The sequence below is a fragment of the Saccharothrix ecbatanensis genome (genome assembly GCF_014205015.1).
Lineage (GTDB): Bacteria > Actinomycetota > Actinomycetes > Mycobacteriales > Pseudonocardiaceae > Actinosynnema > Actinosynnema ecbatanense.
Map to the genome: position 1 here is coordinate 2,826,860 of NZ_JACHMO010000001.1, position 19,039 is coordinate 2,845,898.

Genomic DNA, 19,039 nt, shown 5'->3' on the forward strand with positions numbered 1-19,039 from the left:
CCGTTGCGGGCCGCACCGACGAACACCGCGCTCGCCCTGGTCGTGGCCGGGGTCGCCCTGACACCTCTCGCCTACCTGGCGGTCCGCTCCTTCGACCGCGGGGTGGGCGAGGTGGGGCGGGTGCTGTGGCGTGCCCGCACCCTCGACCTCGCCGTGCGCAGCCTGGCGTTGGCGGGCGCCGTGACGGTGGCGTGCGTGGTGATCGGCGTGCTGGGCGCGTGGCTGGTGGTGCGCAGCGACATGGTCGGACGGCGCGTCGCCGGAGTGCTGCTGGTGCTGCCGCTGGCCGTGCCGTCGTACGTCGCCGGGTTCACATGGGTGGCGCTGCTGCCCGGCCTGACCGGGTTCACGGGCGCTTTCCTGGTGCTCACGCTGGTGTCGTTCCCGTACGTGCTGCTGCCGGTGGCCGCCGCCCTGCGCACGGCCGACCCGGCGGTGGAGGAGGTCGCGCGGTCGCTGGGACGGACGAGCGCGCAGACGTTCTTCTCCGTGACGCTGCGCCAGATCCGACCGGCGGCGACGGCGGGCGGGCTGTTGGTGGCGCTGTACGCGTTGAGCGACTTCGGCGCGGTGTCGTTGATGCGGTACGAGGCGTTCACGCTCGGCATCTACACGAGTTACCGGGCCACGTTCGACCGCACGCCCGCCGCGATCCTGGGCTGCGTCCTGGTGGCGCTCGCGATCGCGCTGACCGTCGGTGAACGGCGGGCGAGAGGCGCCGCGGCCACGACCCGCGGTCCCCGTCCGGCCGTCACGGTGCCGTTGGGCCGCGCCCGTGTCCCGGCGTTCCTCGGCACCGCCGCGCTGGTCGTGGTGTCGCTGGGTGTGCCGGTGTTCAGCCTGGGCTGGTGGCTCGCGGCGGGCCGGTCCACGGTGGGCGACGACCTGCTGTCCACCACCTTGAACACGGTGACGGTGTCGGCGCTGGGCGCGGCGCTCACGATCGTGATGGCGCTGCCGGTCGGTGTGCTCGCGGCACGTCATCGCGGCGCGCTGGTGCGGGGCGTGGAGCTGGCGGGGTTCGCCGGTCACGCGTTGCCGGGCATCACGATCGGGCTGGCGCTGGTGTTCTTCGGCATCCGGTTCGCGCCCGGTCTCTACCAGACGACGCCGATGCTGGCGTTCGCGTACGCGGTGCTGTTCCTGCCGCTCGCGGTGGGCGCGGTGCGGACGGCTGTCGCGCACGCACCGCCGGTGCTCGAAGACGTCTCGCGGTCGTTGGGCAAGAGCCGGACCGAGACGCGGTTGCGGGTGACCGTGCCGCTGGCCGCGCCGGGCATCCTCGCGGGCGCCGCGCTGGTCTTCCTGACCTGTGCCAAGGAGTTGCCCGCGACCCTGCTGCTGCGGCCGACCGGCGTCGACACGCTGGCGACCGAGCTGTGGACCAAGACGGAGGTGTCCGCGTACGCCGCAGCGGCCCCGTACGCGGCGGTGTTGTTGGTGGTGGCGGCGATACCGGCCGTGGTGCTGGACCGGTTCCTTCGTGGAGGTGTGCGATGAGCGACTTGCGCGTCAGCGGTCTCGTCGTGGGCTACGGGCCCGAACCGGTGCTGCGCGGCCTGGACCTCGCCGTCCCCGAAGGCCGCCTGCTCGCCGTGCTCGGTCCGTCCGGCTGCGGCAAGACGACGTTGCTGCGGGTGCTGGCTGGCTTCCACCCGGTGCGGTCCGGTGAGGTCCGGCTCGGCGACCGGGTGCTGGCCGACCGGTCCACCCACGTGCCACCGGAACGTCGTGGCATCGGCATCGTTCCGCAGGAAGGCGCGCTGTTCCCGCACCTGACCGTGGCCGGCAACGTGGGCTTCGGCCTGCCCAGGGCACAGCGCCGGGACGGCCGGGTCGAGGAGTTGCTGGAGCTGGTCGGGCTGTCCGGGTACGGCCGGCGGATGCCCGCGGAGCTGTCCGGCGGGCAGCAGCAGCGGGTCGCGCTGGCGCGGGCGTTGGCGCCTCGGCCTGGTGTGGTGCTGATGGATGAGCCGTTCTCGTCGCTGGACGCGAGCCTGCGCGACGAGCTGCGTGCCGACGTGCGGACGGCGTTGCACGCGTTCGGGGCGACGGCGTTGCTCGTGACGCACGACCAGCAGGAAGCGCTCGGCGTCGCCGACCTGGTCGCCGTGATGCGTGACGGTTTGGTGGCGCAACTCGGTGCGCCGCAACAGATCTACTCGTCACCGGCCGATCTCGGGGTGGCGTTGTTCGTGGGTGAGGCGGTCACGTTCGACAGCTCGGCACGGGATGGTGTCGCCGAGACCCCGCTGGGGCGGCTGCCGGTCCGTGACACGGTGTCGGGCGCGGGCACGGTCCTCGTGCGGCCAGAGCAGCTGCACGTCGGCACGGACGGTGTCGCGGCCACTGTGGACGATGTGCTGTTCCACGGGCACGACGCGACCGTGCTGCTGCGGCTCGGCGACGGCACGCGCGTGCGGTCACGGGTCCAGGGTGCTCCGCCGGTGCGACCAGGGGACGTCACGGCGGTGCGCGTGTCCGGGTCGGCGCTGTTCTTCGCCGGCGGCCCGTCGTGACCGCGACCGCCGACCTCGGGTTCGCGGCCGGGCTCGCCGCGCACGGTGACCGGGTCGCCCTCGTCTCCCCGGACGGCACGGCGATCAGCTACCGGGAGCTGGACGACCGGGTGGCCGCCGCGACGGACCGGCTGGGACCGGTGCGGCGGCTGGTGCTGCTGGCCGTGCGCAACGACGTCGACTCGCTCGTCGCCTACCTGGCCGCGTTGCGCGGCGGGCACCCCGTGCTGCTCACCTCGCCCACGCAGGTCGACGCGCTGACGTCCGCCTACGACCCGGACGTGGTGGTCGACGGCCGGTGGACCGAACACCGGACCGGCACCGCGCACGAACTGCACCCAGACCTCGCGTTGCTGCTGTCCACCTCCGGCTCGACCGGGTCGCCCAAGCTGGTGCGGCTGTCGGCGGACAACCTGGCGGCCAACGCCGAGGCCATCGCCGAGTACCTGGACCTGCGCGCCACGGACCGCTCGATCACGTCCCTGCCGATGCACTACTGCTACGGGCTGTCCGTGGTCAACAGCAACCTGCTGCGCGGCGCGGGGCTCGTGCTGACCGACCGGTCGGTGGTCGACCCGGAGTTCTGGGCGGTCGTGCGGGAGCACGGCGTGACCGGGCTGCACGGCGTGCCGCACACGTTCGACCTGCTCGACCGGGTCGGGTTCGAGCGGCTGGACCTGCCGAGCCTGCGGTACGTGACCCAGGCGGGCGGGCGGCTCGCGCCGGATTCGGTCCGCCGGTTCGCCCGGCTCGGCGAGCGGCGCGGCTGGCGGCTGTTCGTCATGTACGGGCAGACGGAGGCGACGGCCCGGATGGCGTACCTGCCGCCGGAACTCGCGCGCGACCACCCGTCCTCGATCGGTGTGCCGATCCCCGGTGGGGAGTTCGACATCGCGGCGGACGGCGAGCTGGTGTACCGCGGCCCGAACGTGATGCTCGGGTACGCCCACCGCCCCGCGGACCTCGCCCTCGGCCGCACGACGGGTGAGCTGCGGACCGGTGACCTGGCCCGACGCACGCCCGAAGGCCTGTACGAGGTGGTCGGCCGGAAGAACCGGTTCGTCAAGCTGTTCGGGTTGCGGATCGACCTGGACCGGGTCGAGCGGGTGCTGGCGGAGGACGGTTTCGAGTCGGCGTGCGCGGGAACCGACGACGGGCTCGTGGTCGCGGTGCGGGGTGCGGTCCGGCGGGTGGACCGGCTGGTGCGGGAGCGCTGCGGCCTGCCCGGCGCGAGCGTGCGGGTGGTCCGGGTCGGCGAGTTCCCCCGGCTGCCGAACGGGAAGGTCGACTACGCGGCGGTGGCCCGGCTGGGTCGCCCGCCTGCTCCGGAGGACGGCTCGGTCCGTCAGGTGTTCGCCTCGGCGCTCGGGGTGTCCGACGTGCCGGACGACGCGACGTTCGTGGACCTCGGCGGTGATTCGCTGAGCTACGTCCGGACGTCGGTGGCGCTGGAACGGGTGCTCGGCCCGCTGCCGGAGGACTGGCCCACCACGCCGGTGGCGGAGCTGGAGGGTCGGCGGGCGCCGGTGTCGTCGCGGATGCCGTCGGTCGAGATGAACATCGTGCTGCGGGCGTTGGCGATCGTGCTCGTCGTCGGGTCGCACATCGAGTTCTTCGACATCACCGGCGGGGCGCACCTGCTGCTGGTCATCGCGGGGTGGAACTTCGCGCGGTTCGTGCTGCCGATGCCCGGTCGGATGCTGCGCAGTGCGGCGTTGATCGCGGCTCCGGCGGTGCTGTGGCTCGCGTACCGGGCGGCGGTCACGGATGACGTGACGGTCGTGAACGTGGTGCTGGTGAACAACTTCGTCGGCACGGGCGCGGTCGGCTACTGGTTCGTGGAAGTCGTGGTGCACGCGCTGGTGGTGTTCGCGTTGCTGTTCGCCGTGCCGTTCATGCGGAGGGTGGAACGTGCGCACGGGTTCCTCACCGCGCTGGCGTTCCTGGGCGTGTCGCTGTTGCTGCGCATCGGTTTCGACGCGTCCAGTTCCTTCGCCGAACGCAACATGACGACGTTGGGCGCGGTGTGGTTCTTCGTGCTCGGGTGGCTCGTGCAGCGGGCCGGTACTCGGTGGCAGAAGGCGCTTGTGCTGGTCCTGGCGTTCCTGCTGATCCCCGACACGTTCGACGACCCGGCGCGGGAAGCGGTCGTGTGGGTGGGGCTGGTGCTGCTCCTCGGGGTGGCGCGCGTGCGGCTGCCCAAGCCCGTGGTGGCGGTCGTGACGCTGCTGGCCGGCGCGTCCCTCTACATCTACCTGACCCACTACGCGGTGTTCCCGGCTTTGCTCGACCACCTGCCGCTCCCCCTCGTCGTGGTGGCGAGCCTCGCGGTGGGCGTCGTGGTGTGGCAGGTGGGCGGGCGGTACCAGCAGGCCGCGGCACGGTGGTGCCGCCGGGTGTTCGCGGAGCCGGCGCGGGTGAAGGGACGGCGTTAGGCGCGTGGCTGTAGGCACGCACCGCACGGCACGGCACCGAATCACCCCCTCAGTGCGGATCATGAGCAGTTTGGCGGAAGACCTCCCCTGACCACGTCGCTATGTTCGTCCCGTGGGGTTCGTCGTTGGCTCGGCGGCGTCAGGGGGCGGCTGGTGGAGTTGGCACTCACCGATCAGCGGTGGCGGGACCTGCGTGACGCGCTCGCCGAGGTCAGTCACCGGTTCGCCCGGATGCTCCGGGACTGCCGGACACCGGACCGGCTCGCGGTCGGGAAGTGGTCGGTCGCCGAGACCGCCGCCCACACCGCCGTCGTCGCCCGCCTCAACGCCGCCCTGATCGTGGACGACCCGTCCCCGCTCGGCGACCCGGAGCTGGACCGGCTCTCCCGGGAGAGCAGCTTCGCCGAGTTCGGCCGGCTCAACGACGCGATCCTCGACCACTACTCGGACCGGTCGACGGACGCGTCGGCGCAGGGCCTCCTCGATGGTGTCGACCTTCTGCTGGCGCGCGCGGAGGACGTCGATCCGCACGAACTGCGCCCGTGGCTCGGCGGCGCCCGATTACCCGCGGCCTCGCACGTGGCCCACCAGCTGAACGAGACCATGATCCACGGCCTCGACATCGCCCGCGCGCTGGGCGTCCCCTGGCACATCCCCACCTGGCACGCCGCCTTGACGTTCGACGTGTTCCTCATGCACCTGCTCGGCGGTGACTCCGGCCGGCTGATGGGCAGCGGGGGCACACCCGGTCGCATCGCCATCGAGTTCCGCTCGAAGCACACCACGCCCGTCGTCCTCACCAGGGACAACGGGCGGCTGTCCGTCGACCCGCCCGGCGGTGGTCAGGTCGACGCGCGGGTCCGGTTCGACCCGACCACGATGATGCTGACGATCTTCCGCCGCGCCCGCCTCTCACACGCCGTCGTGACGGGCAAGGTGTTCGCGTCCGGCCGCCGTCCCTGGACCGCCGTCAACTACCTCCGGGGCATGCGATCTCCGTAAAGATCCCGGCGGCCGGAGTGCCCTCGGCGCGATTCCGACTTATGGTGCTCCGGTCGGGGTGTTGATCGTCCGGGGGAGTGAGCGTGAGGGCAACGCGTCCTCGGGTGACGGCCGGGATCGGCAGCCCTTCGCGGCTGGTCGTGCTCGGGTTCGGCGGCGCGGTGCTGCTCGGCACGCTGCTGCTGGCACTGCCCGTCGCGACCGAGAACGGCACGTCCGCGGGTGTCGTGACGGCCCTGTTCACCGCCACCTCGGCGGTGTGCGTGACCGGGCTGGTCGTGGTGGACACCGCCACGCACTGGTCGACGTTCGGCGAGATCGTGGTGCTCACGCTGATCCAGGCCGGCGGGCTGGGGATCATGACGCTGGCCTCGCTGCTCGGGCTGCTGGTCGCCCGCCGGCTGGGGCTGCGGCTGCAACTGACCACGCAGACCGAGACGAAATCGCTCGGGCTGGGCGAGGTGCGCGGGGTCGTGCTGCGTGTCATCGCGGTCAGCCTGGCGGTCGAGGCGGTGATCGCGGTCGTGCTGACCGCGCGGTTCGCCGCCCGCTACGACATGCCGTGGGGACGCGCGGTGTACGAAGGGGTGTTCCACGGCGTCTCGGCGTTCAACAACGCGGGCTTCGCCCTCTACGCCGACAGCATGATCCGGTACGCGACCGATCCGTGGATCACCGTGCCGATGATGGTCGCGATCACCGTGGGCGGGCTGGGGTTCCCGGTGCTGTTCGAGATCGGCCGCCGGCTGCGCGGCCGGCTGGGCCGCTGGACGCTGCACGCCCGCATCACCCTGTTCACCTACGCCGCGCTGACCGCGTTCGGCGTCGTCGCCATCACCGCCATCGAGTGGGCCAACCCGGCCACGCTGGGGCCGTTGGGCGTGCCCGGGAAGCTGCTGGTCGGTGCGTTCCACGGGGTCAACCCGCGCACCGCCGGGTTCAACTCGCTCGACGTCGCCCAGATGTCACCGGCGTCGTTGCTGGTCACGGACTTCCTGATGTTCATCGGCGGCGGCAGCGCGGGCACCGCGGGCGGGATCAAGGTGACCACGTTCGCGTTGCTGGCGTTCGTGATCGCCGCCGAGATCCGCGGTGAGCCGAGCGTGCACGTGCTGGGCCGGCGGCTGTCCGCCGACATCCAGCGCCAGGCGCTCACGGTGGCGCTGCTCGGCGTCGGCGCGGTGGCCGCCTCGACCTTCGTGCTGCTGCTGATCACCGGTTTCCCGCTGGACGCGGTGCTGTTCGAGGCGATCTCCGCGTTCGGCACCGTCGGCCTGTCCACCGGCATCACCGCGTCCATCCCGGCCGGCGGCCAGCTCCTGCTGGTGGTCCTGATGTTCCTCGGCCGACTCGGCCCGATCACCCTGGCCGCCGCGCTCGCCCTGCGCGAGCGGGCGCGCCGCTACGAACTACCTGAGGAGCGACCGATCGTTGGCTGACCGCACCGCACCCCGTCCCGCCCGCGTCGTGGTCATCGGCCTGGGCCGCTTCGGCGGTTCCCTGGCCCAGGAACTCGTCGCGCACGGCTCGCAGGTCCTGGGCATCGACTCCCGGCCCGCGATCGTGCAGCGCTACGCGGACGACCTCACGCACGCCGCCGTGGCCGACACCACCGACGAGACCGCGCTGCGCCAACTCGGCGTGCCCGATTTCCAGCGGGCCGTGGTGGCCATCGGCACCGATCTGGAAGCCAGCATCCTGACCACGGCCCTGCTGGCCGACTTCGGGATCCCCAACATCTGGGCGAAGGCGACCAGCCGCCAGCACGGCCGCATCCTGGGCCGGATCGGCGCGCACCACGTCGTGCTGCCCGAGCACGACATGGGTGAACGCGTCGCCCACCTGGTCACCGGCCGGATGCTGGACTACATCGAGTTCGAGGACGACTACGCGATGGTCAAGACCGTCGCGCCGGCTCAGGCCGTCGGCGTGCCGCTGGGCCAGAGCAGGCTGCGCAGCCTGCACGGCGTCACGGTGGTGGCGATCAAACGCCCCGGCCACGACTTCACCTACGCCGCCGCCGACACCGTCGTGCAGGAGGGCGACATCCTCATCGTGGCCGGCCGCACCAACCAGGTGGAGCTCTTCGCCGACCTCACCTGATCACACCCCGTCGCGCTGGTGGACGTCCGGGATGCCGTCCTGGTTCTCGTCGCGTGTCTCCTCCTCGTGGATGCGCCGGTACACCCGGTTGCGTGCGCGCAGGATGACCGTCGCCACCAGCACCGCCAGCAGGGACCCGAGGAGCACGCCGACCTTGGCCTGGTCGTACTCGGCCGAGCCCGCCTCGAACGACAGTTCGCTGACCAGCAGCGACACCGTGAACCCGATGCCACCGAGGATGGCGAGGCCGAGCACGTCCACCCACGCCAGGTCACTGTCGAGATCCGCCCTGGTGAACCGGGACACCAGCCAGGTGCCCGCGGTGATGCCGATGGTCTTGCCCAGCAGCAGGGCCAGCACGATGCCCAGCGTGACGCCCTCCGTGGCGGCGGAGAGCAGGCCGCTCACCCCGCCGAAGGACACGCCGGCGGCGAAGAAGGCGAACACCGGCACGGCGAAACCGGCGGACAGCGGACGGAACCGGTGCTCGAAGTGCTCGGCCAGGCCAGGCCCCTCCCCCGTGCGCCGGACCACGGGCACGACGAACGCGAGCAGGACCCCGGCGACGGTGGCGTGCACACCGGACGCGTGCATCAGCCCCCACGCCAGCGCGGCCAGCGGCAGCAACACCCACCACGACCGCACCCGGCGCTGCACCAGCACGGCGAACAGCCCCAGCGGCACCAGGACCAGCGCCAACGGCACCGGCGACAGGTCGTCGGTGTAGAAGACGGCGATCAGCACGATCGCGATCAGGTCGTCCACCACGGCGAGGGTGAGCAGGAACGTGCGCAGCGCCGCCGGCAGGCACCGGCCGATCACCGCCAGCACGGCGAGCGCGAACGCGATGTCCGTGGCGGTCGGGATGGCCCACCCGTTGAGCGCGGCCGGGTTCGTCGCGTTGACCAGCACGTAGATCAACGCGGGCACGACCACACCGCTGATCGCCGCGGCGACCGGCACCGCGGCCCGTCGCACGTCCCGGAGGTCACCGGCGACGAACTCGCGTTTCAGCTCCAGCCCGGCGACGAAGAAGAACACCGCCAGCAGGCCGTCGGAGGCCCACTCGACCAGGCTCAACCTCAGGTGCAGGGACTCCGGCCCGAACTCGACCGCGCCGAACGACGTGTAGGCGCCCGCCCAGGGCGAGTTCGCCCAGACGAGGCCGACCACCGCCAGGACGAGCATGAGGACCCCGCCGACGGTCTCCAGCCGGAGGACGTCGCCGATCCGCTTGGCTTCCGGCCACGAACCGCGGCTGAACAGGCGTGTGGAGTTCGGGTGCACGGGCGGCTCCTGGCGTCGTCGAGAACAGACGCCGACCAGGCTTCCCGGCACACCATGCCACGTGCGGTGGCAACGTGTGGCAACCCTACCTGCCGTTCATGAACACTGTGAATCCCCGCGAAAACGGCTTCCTCTCGGACGGGTGGGTGAAGGAGAGTGTCACCACGGTCGGAGCGACGTCCAAGGGGATCACCGGATGAGCACACCATCGCCCGAGGACGCACGGCCGGTCACCGGTGACGCGATACCGGGCCGTTGGCCCGAGGACGCGGTGGTCCGCACAGCGCGGTTGCGGATCGAGCCGGTGCGGGTCGGGCACGCCGAGGAGATGGCGGCGGTGTTGGGTGATCCTGCGCTGTACTCGATCACCGGCGGTGCGCCGCCGACCGTGGCCGACCTGACGGCGCGGTACCGGCGGTGGGAACGGCCGTGGTCCGACGACGGACATGAGGGCTGGCTGAACTGGACCGTGCTTCGGGAGGCGGACGACGTCGCGGTCGGCACCGTGCAGGCGACCACGGCGGTCGGCGTGAACGGGCTGGTCGCCGAGGTGGCGTGGGTCGTCGGGGTACCGTTCCAGGGGTACGGCTACGCCACCGAGTCCGCAGCCGCCGTGGTCGGTTGGCTGGTCGGACGTGGCGCGCGGGCCGTGCACGCCCACATCGCGCCCGACCACCCGGCCAGTGAGGCGGTCGCGCGGCGCATCGGCATGCGTGCCTCCGGCGAGTTCCGCGACGACGGCGAACAGCGGTGGCGCCTGCACGCGTTGTCCGCGCGAACGACGTCGACGTGGAGCGGCGGTTCGAGTTGACCGGACGGTCGCCAGGGGTTATCCACGGTTGTGACCGATGACGAAAGCCAGCCGCGGCCGTCCGGTGTCGTCGCGGCCGGGGGTCTGCGGAACGGGCTGACCCTGGTGGCCGTGTTCCTCGCCGGGCAGCTGGCGATGCTGGCCACGTCGGTGCTCGTGCTGCTGGCGTTCGGCACGCCGGATCCGGCCCTGATGTCGGACGGCGGCCTGCTCGCGGTGCTCATCCTGCCGACGGCGCTGGGCGCGACCGTGGCCTTCCTCGGCGTGGCCCGTTGGGGTGGCGGGCCGCGGGCCGGGCGCGCGGCGCGTGAGTTGGCGGTCCGCTGGAACGGGCGGGACATCGGGATGGGGCTGGCGTTCGGGGTGGGTGGGCTGTTGCTCACGCTGCCCGCGGCGGCGTTGTGGGCGGCGTGGGTGGGCGCCGAGCGGGCGAACTCGGCGGTCGGCGACGTGTTCTCCGGGCGCGAGCTGGGACCGGTGGCGGCCGTCGTCACGTTCCTCGCCGTGTGGCTGCTGGCGCCGATCGGCGAGGAGGTGCTGTTCCGGGGCGTGCTGTGGCGTGCGCTCGAACACTGGGGCCTCAACCGCTGGGTCGTGTTCGCGGTGACCAGCCTGCTGTTCTCCTTCGCGCACCTCGAACTGCTGCGCACGCCGTTGCTCCTGGTGCTGTCGATCCCGATCGGCCTGGCCCGGCTGTACACCGGCAACCTGCTCGCGGGCATCGTCGCGCACCAGGTGAACAACTTCCTCCCCGCCGTCGCGCTCCTCCTCGCCACCACCGGCGCCCTGCCTTAGGTCGGCTACCCGATTCGTCGAAGGGACTTCTCCCGGCGCTGCGCCACGCTCGACCCCGATTCGCGGCGGGCCATCCGGCGCAGCACGATCGGCGCCAGCACCAGGCCGACGACGGCCCACGCCACGAGCACGCCCACGGTTTCCAGGTGCCGCCACGATTCGCCGATCTCCACCACGACCGCGGAGTCGGGCAGGAGCGCCGACCGCATGCCGAGGCCGAGCCAGTAGACCGGGAAGACCTGGGCGATCCACTGCGACCACACCGGCAGGGACGTGATCGGGTAGAAGATGCCGGAGATCGCGATCAGGCCGAGGATCGGCAGCATCAGCAGCCCTTGGCCGCGCGTGCTGGAGAACACCGAGCCGAGCACCGCGCCGATGGGCAGGGCGGCGACCATGCCGAGTGCCAGCACCCACGCCAGCGTGAGCCACGAGTCGAGGCTGCCGGTCACCAGACCCGACACGAGGAACATGCCGGGGATCAGGAAGAGGGCCAGGTCCACGATCAGACCGCCGGCCACGGACACGATCTTGCCGACCAGGTAGCCGAGCATCCCGTTCGGTGTCGCCTTCGCCCGCAGCAGCGTGCCGTCCTCGCGTTCGGCGGTGAGGAGTTGGCTCATGGCGACCATCGCCATCGCGGCGTTCATGCCGAGGATGCTGGGCAGTGCGAGCGCTCCGACGGAGAACCCGCTCTGCCCGAACGACACGTCCCGCAGGAAGTACGTGACCACGAGCATCAGCACCGGCCAGAACGCGTGGTTCCACAGGTCCGCGCCGTTGGTCAGCGACTGCCGCAGTTCGATCAGTCCCCGCTGCCAACCCGAGCGCAACGCCGTCGCCGTGGGGTTCATCGGGTCACCTCCGCCGACTCGACGCGGCGCACCAGCGAGAGGTAGCTGTCCTCCAGTGAGGCCTGCCGGACCGCCAGGTCGGTGATCTCGTCGCCGTGCCGGCGGAACAGGTCGTGCACGAACCTGGTGGACTCCTTCACCGACCGCACGTGCCGCTGCCCGGCGTGGGTCCAGCGGACCTCGTCCTCCCCCGCGATCCGCTCCGCCAACTCGTCCGCCGTGCCGTCCGCGACGATCCGGCCGCCGTCCAGGATGACGATGCGGTCGGCGAGCTTCTCCGCCTCGTCCAAGTCGTGCGTGGTGAGCAGGATCGTGGTCTCGTCCTGCTCCGCGAGCCGGTGCACGAGCTCGTGGAACTCGCGCCGGGCGACGGGGTCGAACCCGGTGGTCGGCTCGTCGAGGAACAGCAGCTCGGGTCGGCCGACAATGCCCACGGCGACGTCCAGCCTGCGCCGCTGCCCGCCGGACAGCGTCCTGATCTTCTTGTCCGCCTGCGCGGTCAGGCCGACCGCCTTGACCAGATCGTCCACGTCCCACGGCCGGGTGACGTCGTCGGTGGCGTAACAGGTGTAGTAGGTGCCGAGGTGCGCGAGCAGTTCACGAACCCGCCACTTGCCGTGGTCGCGCCACGATTGCAGGACCACGCCGACGCGTGCGCGCCACCGTTCGTCGGCGTGCGCCGGGTCGACGCCGAGCACCGAGACCCGGCCGGCTGACCGCATCCGGAAGCCTTCCAGGATCTCGATGGTCGTGGTCTTGCCCGCGCCGTTCGGGCCGAGCAGGGCCAGCACCTCACCGTGGCAGGCCTGGAACGTGACGTCGTGCAGCACGTCCGTCGTCCCGTAGCGCATGCGCAGGCCTTCGACGTCGAGCACCACTTGCTCGCTCGCCATTTGCCCTCCTCCTCGTCGGTTGATCTTCAGCAGGCCGCGAAGGCTACGTTGCGTTTTTGCCTGTCTCAACGCTGGAGAACCGCTGCTGAGGCATCTGAGCTGGCTGGAGAGTTTGAATCATTGCAATGAGATTGCCGGTTAACGCAATGATCCGTGCTGGCTCGTTGCAATGTCCTGATCGTGAATGCACACTGGAGGGACCGACGAGCAGGGGGACTTCCGATGCCGGGAGGCAGGCTGACCGACGAGGACCGCCGCGACATCGCCTCGGGCCTGACCGGAGGGCTCGGGTACGCCGAGATCGCACGACGGCTGGGCCGGCCGACATCGACCGTCAGCCGGGAGGTGACCCGTAACGGCGGCCCGCGCGACTACCGCGCCGACCGTGCCCACCGGGCCACCCGACGACGGGCCATCCGACGCAGGACGGCCGTGCCGCACGACGTTCCGGACGTCGTCGGTGCGGACGGCCGTGACCCGGCGGCGGTGCTGGCCTTCGCGGACGAGTTCGCCGCGCTCATGGTGCAGACCGGCCTGCCCCGGATGGCGGCACGGGTGCTGGCGAGCCTGGTCACCACCGACTCCGGCGCGCTGACCGTCGCCGAGCTGGTCGGCCGGCTGCGGGTCAGTCCCGCGTCGGTGTCGAAGGCCGTGGGCTACCTCGAAGGGCTGGACCTGGTCCGCCGTGAACGTGACGGCCGTCGACGGGAGCGGTACTTCATCGATGACGACGTGTGGCTGCGGACGTGGCTGACGAGCGCCCGGACGAACGCGATGCTGGCGGACGTGTCACGGCGGGGTGTCGAAGTGCTCGACGCCGCCACGCCCGCAGGCGCCCGGCTCGACCAAATGCGGCGGTTCTTCGCGCAGCTCAGCGACGACATGTCCGGCGTAGCCACCACCACCGGCGACGTGGTGACCGTCCTCGCCGCCCTCGTCCGCGCCGTCACCCCGGACGCCGTGGATCAGCTCGCCGCCGCAGTGGACTGGCCGGCGGAGCGCGTCGCCGAGGCGTTGAAGAACGCCGAACAGCTTCTGCGCGACCGACCGTGAACGACGCGGGCAGCCCATCCTGATCACGCCGCTACGATGAGCGCATGGCCCTGATCCACCAAGCGACCATCCACCCCACGAAGCTCGAACTTCTGGCCGAGTGGCTGCCCAGCCGGAGCTGGTACACCGCACCGGCCGGTGAGCCGACGCGGGTGGCGGCCTACCGCTTCGACGACCCGGCCGGTGCGGTCGGGATCGAGACGCTGCTGGTCCGGGTCGGCGACGGACCGGTTCACCAGGTGCCCCTCACCTACCGCGACGCGCCCCTGGACGGCGCCGACGAGTGGCTGCTCAGGACCACTGAGCACTCGGTGCTGGGCAAGCGCTGGGTGTACGACGCGGTCGGCGACCCGGTGTACGCCGCGGCGCTGGCGGGCGCGGTCCTCGGGAACACCGGTCAGGCCGAGCTGATGGTGGAGGTCGAGGGCCGGCTCGTCCGCCGCGACGTCGACATGACCATCGTGAGCAGCGCTCCGCGAGGCGCGGAGGTGCCCGCCGTGGGCGCGATCGAAAACGTGGTCCAAGGCGACCCGACGCTGATCGTGACGAACACCGTCGAGTTGGCCGTCGTCCGCAGGCTCGGGGCCGACGCCGTACCGACCGACGCCGTGCTCACCGGCGCGGTCCTGACCGGCACGTGGCCCGGTCAGGAGACGCCGGTGCCGTTGGCATCCGCGACACTTCGCTGACGACGTTTCACTGAAGCCGGCCGGTCGGGTTCAGTCCTTCCAGGGCATCTCGTCGCGCAGTCCCTCGTGGATCGCGTAGGCGTTTTTCACCGCGGCCTTGAGCGCGCCCTCCACCCACCGCCGGTGCCGGCGGTCGCAGGCGTCATTGGCGAACCAGACCCGGTTCACCGGCCGGATCACGTCCTCGTAGAACGCCTCGCTCATCTCGAACGCGCGGAACAACGGGCCGATGCCGCACGCGAACCAGTCGAGCGCCCAGTCCTTGTACACGCCGAACTCGAACGTGTCCCGCGCCTCGGGGTGGATCTTGGCCAGGTCCTCCAACGCCTGCGCGACGCACTCGTCCCCCGCCAACGGCGTGTACGGCATGGAGTCCTGCTCCCAGCAGTACGACGCGATCATCACGCCCTTGCGGAACCGGGTGTCCTGGCCCGCCGGCGGGTAGACGACGTTGCGGATCGCCAGGTCGGTCACCGTGAGGCCGTGCGTGATGCCGTACGCGGTCTCCCACCACCGTTCGCTGAACTGCATGAACAGCTTGTGCGCCCGGCCGTAGTAGGTGTTGCGGATGGCGTACCACTTGTCCGGGTCGAGCCCTTCGATCTCCATGTGCCGCAGGCTCGCGAACGGCACCGTCACGATGCACTCGTCCGCGACGATCGTCTGGGTCCGGCGGCCGGCCCTGAAGTGGACGCGCACCTCGCTGTCGGTCTGGTCGACGGCGTGCACTAGCGCCCCCAGCCTGATGTCGTCCATCAGGAACGGCTCGAACGCCCGGGGCAGCGAATCCGCCCCGGCCGCGATGTAGTCCAGTCGGCCGAACACGTCCTCGTAGTAGTGCGAGAACCACTCGACCAGCGAGAAGTGGTACCGGCCCTCCAGGTTGAACAGCGGTCCGAGCATCGCCAGCGCGCCGTCGCTGAGGCCGCGTTCCTTGAGGTACCCGAGCAGCGTGTACCGGTCGTAGTCGGTCAGCAGCCGGTGCCACGCCTTCGCGTCGTCACCCTCCTCCATGATGTCCACGAGCGGCTGCACGGTGGCACGCAGCAGTTCGTGCGGGGTTTTGTCGATCTCTCGGGGCGACATGGCGAAACTGAACTGGTCGGCGCTGAAATCCCGCCGGCGGACGCCCTTTCCCTGGAGGTACACGAACGTGTCCTCGTCGTACATCGGAAACGGTCTGATGGGCAGCTCGAACTTCTCCTCGATCAGCCACCGGACCAACGGGTGCTGCTGCGGGAACCGCATCGCGCCGAACTCGCCGTACATGTCACCCGCGAAACCGCGGTAGGTGAGGATGCGCCCGCCCAACCGGTTCTGACCTTCGAGGATGACCACCTCGTGACCTGCTTGTTTCAACAGCATGGCCGCCGTCAATCCGGCCATTCCCGCGCCGACCACCACGATCCTCCGCCGCGGCGCGGAACTCTCCGGCAAGCCTTCCTTGAGCAGATCGAGAACGTCGAGCCCCATCGGAATCCACCTCACGCCCATCCATTCCGCGATCATCCGCGGAGTTTCGACACCGGGAGGTGGCCATCCTCGATATCCGACCGTACTCGGCCCGAGAACCGGCGGCCAACGCCCCGATGGGGTGATGTGAAAATTACCGAATGTGCCCGCATTTTCGCGCCGAATATCCGGCCCGGACCGCGGCCGGTCATGCCACCGCACCGTCCCGCATCGCCATGGTCGCGGGCAGGTCGTCCTGCTCGCCTTGACTTGCCCTACGCGACGATGAGTTCTAGAGTTCTAGATGTGTCAGCCACAGAAGTCAGCACCGACGCGATGCGCGCACCCGACGCCGCCGGTCGGTTCGGAAGGTTCGGCGGGCGGTACCTGCCGGAAGCACTCATGCCCGCCGCCAAAGCGGTGGAGGCGGCGTTCCGCGAGGCGTGGTCCGATGCCGCGTTCACGACCGAGTACCGGCGACTGCTGGCGACCTACGTGGGCCGGCCGACGCCGTTGACCGAGTGCGCGAGGCTGTCCGAAGCGCTGGGCGTGCGCGTGCTGCTCAAGCGCGAAGACCTCGCGCACACCGGCTCCCACAAAATCAACAACGTCCTCGGCCAGGCGCTTCTCGCCCAGCGGATGGGCAAGCGCAAGCTGATCGCCGAGACCGGCGCGGGGCAGCACGGCGTGGCCACCGCGACCGCCGCCGCGCTGCTCGGCCTGGCCTGCACCGTCTACATGGGACAGACGGACGTGCGGCGGCAGGAGCTGAACGTCTTCCGGATGGAACTGCTCGGCGCCGAGGTCGTGCCCGTCACGTCGGCGAACGGCGTCGGCACGTTGAAGGAAGCCACCAACGGCGCGCTGCGCGCGTGGGTGAACGAGACCGAGAACGCGCACTACTGCGTGGGCTCCACCATGGGCCCACACCCCTACCCGTGGATGGTGCGCGAGTTCCAGCGCGTCATCGGTGACGAAGCCCGCGCGCAGTGCGCCGACCGGCTGCCCACCGCCGTGCCGGACGTCGTGGTGGCGTGCGTCGGCGGCGGGTCGAACGCGGCGGGCACGTTCGCCGGGTTCGTGGACACCCCGGCCCGGCTGGTCGGCGTCGAAGCGGCCGGCGGCAGCGCCGTGGACAAGGGCAAGCTCGGCGTGCTGCACGGGTTCATGTCGCACTTCCTCCAGGACGACGACAGCCAGGTCCTCGAAGCGCACTCGATCTCGGCCGGGCTCGACTACCCGGGCGTCGGCCCCGAACACGTGCACCTCGCCTCGATCGGACGCGTGCACTACACGAGCGTCACCGACGAGCAGGCGATGCGGGCGTTGAAGCTGGTGACCAGGACCGAGGGAATCCTCCCCGCGCTCGAATCCGCGCACGCGCTGGCGTGGGTGGTCGACGCCGCCGCGACCGGTGAGCTGCCGGCCGGGTCGACGGTGCTGGTCACGTTGTCCGGCCGCGGTGACAAGGACATCCACCAGATCAGGGAGCATCTCCGATGAGCGTCGCCGTGGCCACGTTGGAACACCACTTGCGGGCGGCCCGAGCCGACGGGCGTCGGCTGCTGATCCCGTACGTCATGGCGGGTGTCGTGCCCGACTGGCTCGACCTGGTCCGGGGTGCGGCGGAGGCCGGGGCGGACGCGATCGAGATCGGGTTGCCGTTCTCCGACCCGATGCTGGACGGGCCGACCGTGCAGCAGGCCGCCGCGCTGGCGACCGGTCGTGGCGCACGACCCAGGCCGTTGCTCGACTCGTTGGCGGGGCTGGATGTCGGGGTGCCGCTGGTCGTGATGACGTACGCGAACGTGGCGATGACGTTGACGCCCGAGCGTGGTGTGGGCGGGTTCGTCGACTACCTGGCCGCGGTCGGTGTGCGGGGCGTGATCGTGCCGGATCTGCCGTTGGAGGAGTCGGCGGAGTACCTGGCGCGTGCGTCGGAGGCCGAGGTCGCGGCGGTGCTGCTGGCCGCGCCCTCGTGCGATGACGAGCGGTGCCGGGAGATCGCGCAGGCGTCGTCCGGTTTCGTGTACTGCATGAGTTCTATGCGCATCACCGGCGAACGCGCCGACCTCGCCACGACCGCCCGTGAGACGGCACGGCGGCTCAAGGGGATGACGGACTTGCCGGTGGTGACCGGATTCGGCATCTCCACGGTCGCGCACGCGGTGGAGGCCTGTGCGGACGCCGACGGCGTGGTGGTCGGGTCGGCGTTCATGCGGATGCTGGTCGACGGCGCGCCGGTCGCCGAGGTCGTGGACGCGGTGGCCGCGTTCCGGCGGGCGCTATCCTCGGCCGGGGGTTGACCGAGGTCGGGAGTTTCCACCGGTGGACGACGGGCGGCGCACGGGCCGCGAGTACGGCACGCGCGTGCCCAAGTACCTGGCGATCTACCGGGTGCTGGCCGACCGGATCGCGGACGGGCGGTACCCGGTGGACGCGCCGCTGCCCGCGCAGCGCGAGTTGGTCGAGGAGTTCGACGTCTCGCTCATGACGGTGCGCCAGGCGATCCAGGCGTTGGAGTCGGACGGGCTGTTGGAGACGCGGCACGGGGTGGGGACGTTCGTGCGGGGGCCGTCGTTCTCGTACGGGTTGACCGGGTTGCGGAGCCTGGCGCAGGACTTGGTCGAGCAGGGCATCGAGCTGGAGACCGAGGTGTTGGACTCCGGGCTCGTCGTGCCGCCGGTGGACGTGGGCACGCGGCTCGGCGTGCCGGAGGGCGGTCGGGTGCTCGCGGTCGAACGGCTGCGCAGCACCCGCACCACCGGCACACCGGTCCCGCTGCTGTTGCAGACGTCCTACCTGCCGGAGGAGATCGGGGCGCGGATCGGCGCCGAGCCGTTGCGCCACCAGTCCCTCTACCGCCTCCTCGCCGACGTGGGAACGCCCGTGCAGCAGGCGAGCGAGACCATCCAGGCGGTGGCGTTGACCCCGCAACAGGCCGCGAGACTCCACCGCGAGCCCGGTTCGCCGGCCTTGCTGAGCTGCCGCCTGAGCCGCAGCGACACCGGCGCCCCACTGGTGGACGACCGCGCACTGTTGGTCGGCGACACCGTGATCACCGCCGAACGCGCCGCCACCGGCACGAACCTCGCCTACGAACACCTCCCCACCTGACCGCGAGCCCTCCAGTCAGACGGCTTGCC

Annotated in this window: 17 protein-coding genes; 13 read left to right on the forward strand and 4 right to left on the reverse strand. The window is 71.1% G+C overall.

Annotated features, from left to right (window positions below; genetic code table 11):
• Positions 1-3: 3 nt before the first annotated feature.
• From F4560_RS12170 to F4560_RS12195, 6 genes are all read left to right on the forward strand, one after another.
• A complete protein-coding gene (locus F4560_RS12170; RefSeq protein ID WP_246477784.1) occupies positions 4-1,500 on the forward strand; it encodes an ABC transporter permease in 1,497 nt (498 codons plus the stop codon).
• Positions 1,497-2,519: an ABC transporter ATP-binding protein gene (locus F4560_RS12175; protein WP_184919567.1), complete on the forward strand. Its 1,023-nt coding sequence runs from the start codon at positions 1,497-1,499 to the stop codon at positions 2,517-2,519. Before F4560_RS12170 ends, F4560_RS12175 begins: the two co-directional genes overlap by 4 nt.
• Complete coding sequence (locus F4560_RS12180; RefSeq protein ID WP_184919570.1) at positions 2,516-4,954, forward strand: non-ribosomal peptide synthetase; 2,439 nt, start codon at positions 2,516-2,518, stop codon at positions 4,952-4,954. Before F4560_RS12175 ends, F4560_RS12180 begins: the two co-directional genes overlap by 4 nt.
• 153 nt (positions 4,955-5,107) lie before the next feature.
• Positions 5,108-5,956, forward strand: a complete 849-nt coding sequence (locus F4560_RS12185; protein WP_184919571.1) for a maleylpyruvate isomerase N-terminal domain-containing protein — start codon at positions 5,108-5,110, stop codon at positions 5,954-5,956.
• 83 nt (positions 5,957-6,039) lie between these two features.
• Positions 6,040-7,395: a TrkH family potassium uptake protein gene (locus F4560_RS12190; protein ID WP_376775285.1), complete on the forward strand. Its 1,356-nt coding sequence runs from the start codon at positions 6,040-6,042 to the stop codon at positions 7,393-7,395.
• Positions 7,388-8,059, forward strand: coding sequence for a potassium channel family protein (locus F4560_RS12195; RefSeq protein ID WP_221483461.1), 672 nt, complete (start codon positions 7,388-7,390; stop codon positions 8,057-8,059). Before F4560_RS12190 ends, F4560_RS12195 begins: the two co-directional genes overlap by 8 nt.
• On the opposite strand, the gene nhaA is transcribed toward F4560_RS12195, so the two are convergent.
• Positions 8,060-9,346, reverse strand: a complete 1,287-nt coding sequence (gene nhaA / locus F4560_RS12200) for a Na+/H+ antiporter NhaA (RefSeq protein ID WP_184919575.1) — start codon at positions 9,344-9,346, stop codon at positions 8,060-8,062. It abuts the gene before it with no gap.
• Between the two features lie 196 nt (positions 9,347-9,542).
• On the opposite strand from nhaA, the gene F4560_RS12205 reads away from it, so the two are divergent.
• Both F4560_RS12205 and F4560_RS12210 read left to right on the forward strand, forming a co-directional pair.
• Complete coding sequence (locus tag F4560_RS12205) at positions 9,543-10,157, forward strand: GNAT family N-acetyltransferase (RefSeq protein WP_184919577.1); 615 nt, start codon at positions 9,543-9,545, stop codon at positions 10,155-10,157.
• Between the two features lie 30 nt (positions 10,158-10,187).
• On the forward strand, positions 10,188-10,952 hold the full coding sequence (locus tag F4560_RS12210) for a CPBP family intramembrane glutamic endopeptidase (RefSeq protein WP_312869219.1): 765 nt from the start codon (positions 10,188-10,190) through the stop codon (positions 10,950-10,952).
• A gap of 5 nt (positions 10,953-10,957) precedes the next feature.
• On the opposite strand, the gene F4560_RS12215 is transcribed toward F4560_RS12210, so the two are convergent.
• Positions 10,958-11,806, reverse strand: coding sequence for an ABC transporter permease (locus F4560_RS12215; RefSeq protein ID WP_184919579.1), 849 nt, complete (start codon positions 11,804-11,806; stop codon positions 10,958-10,960).
• On the reverse strand, positions 11,803-12,699 hold the full coding sequence (locus F4560_RS12220) for an ABC transporter ATP-binding protein (protein ID WP_184919581.1): 897 nt from the start codon (positions 12,697-12,699) through the stop codon (positions 11,803-11,805). The genes F4560_RS12215 and F4560_RS12220 overlap by 4 nt, the downstream gene beginning before the upstream one ends.
• Before the next feature lie 222 nt (positions 12,700-12,921).
• On the opposite strand from F4560_RS12220, the gene F4560_RS12225 reads away from it, so the two are divergent.
• A complete protein-coding gene (locus F4560_RS12225; RefSeq protein WP_184919583.1) occupies positions 12,922-13,752 on the forward strand; it encodes a GbsR/MarR family transcriptional regulator in 831 nt (276 codons plus the stop codon).
• Between the two features lie 44 nt (positions 13,753-13,796).
• Positions 13,797-14,441: a CG0192-related protein gene (locus tag F4560_RS12230; protein WP_184919585.1), complete on the forward strand. Its 645-nt coding sequence runs from the start codon at positions 13,797-13,799 to the stop codon at positions 14,439-14,441.
• Positions 14,442-14,471: 30 nt separating this feature from the next.
• On the opposite strand, the gene F4560_RS12235 is transcribed toward F4560_RS12230, so the two are convergent.
• Positions 14,472-15,914 (reverse strand): flavin monoamine oxidase family protein, encoded by a 1,443-nt coding sequence (locus F4560_RS12235; RefSeq protein WP_184919587.1) that lies wholly within the window; start codon positions 15,912-15,914, stop codon positions 14,472-14,474.
• A gap of 264 nt (positions 15,915-16,178) precedes the next feature.
• On the opposite strand from F4560_RS12235, the gene trpB reads away from it, so the two are divergent.
• Genes trpB through F4560_RS12250 form a run of 3 tightly spaced genes read left to right on the forward strand, consistent with a single transcriptional unit; the run spans position 16,179 to position 19,010 of the window.
• The gene (gene trpB / locus F4560_RS12240) at positions 16,179-17,396 is read left to right on the forward strand and encodes a tryptophan synthase subunit beta (RefSeq protein WP_446692407.1); all 1,218 of its coding nucleotides are present in this window, start codon (positions 16,179-16,181) and stop codon (positions 17,394-17,396) included.
• A complete protein-coding gene (trpA, locus tag F4560_RS12245) occupies positions 17,393-18,199 on the forward strand; it encodes a tryptophan synthase subunit alpha (RefSeq protein ID WP_184919589.1) in 807 nt (268 codons plus the stop codon). The genes trpB and trpA overlap by 4 nt, the downstream gene beginning before the upstream one ends.
• 22 nt (positions 18,200-18,221) lie before the next feature.
• Positions 18,222-19,010 (forward strand): GntR family transcriptional regulator, encoded by a 789-nt coding sequence (locus F4560_RS12250; RefSeq protein WP_184919591.1) that lies wholly within the window; start codon positions 18,222-18,224, stop codon positions 19,008-19,010.
• The last annotated feature ends 29 nt before the right edge of the window (positions 19,011-19,039 follow it).

Bases quoted from the DNA above. Each gene is read 5' to 3' on its own strand.
- F4560_RS12175 (WP_184919567.1), top strand. From the start codon at position 1,497: ATGAGCGACTTGCGCGTCAGCGGTCTCGTCGTGGGCTACGGGCCCGAA.
- F4560_RS12205 (WP_184919577.1), top strand. From the start codon at position 9,543: ATGAGCACACCATCGCCCGAGGACGCACGGCCGGTCACCGGTGACGCG.
- F4560_RS12215 (WP_184919579.1), bottom strand. From the start codon at position 11,806: ATGAACCCCACGGCGACGGCGTTGCGCTCGGGTTGGCAGCGGGGACTG.
- F4560_RS12220 (WP_184919581.1), bottom strand. From the start codon at position 12,699: ATGGCGAGCGAGCAAGTGGTGCTCGACGTCGAAGGCCTGCGCATGCGC.
- F4560_RS12225 (WP_184919583.1), top strand. From the start codon at position 12,922: ATGCCGGGAGGCAGGCTGACCGACGAGGACCGCCGCGACATCGCCTCG.
- F4560_RS12230 (WP_184919585.1), top strand. From the start codon at position 13,797: ATGGCCCTGATCCACCAAGCGACCATCCACCCCACGAAGCTCGAACTT.
- F4560_RS12235 (WP_184919587.1), bottom strand. From the start codon at position 15,914: ATGGGGCTCGACGTTCTCGATCTGCTCAAGGAAGGCTTGCCGGAGAGT.
- trpB (WP_446692407.1), top strand. From the start codon at position 16,179: ATGAGTTCTAGAGTTCTAGATGTGTCAGCCACAGAAGTCAGCACCGAC.
- trpA (WP_184919589.1), top strand. From the start codon at position 17,393: ATGAGCGTCGCCGTGGCCACGTTGGAACACCACTTGCGGGCGGCCCGA.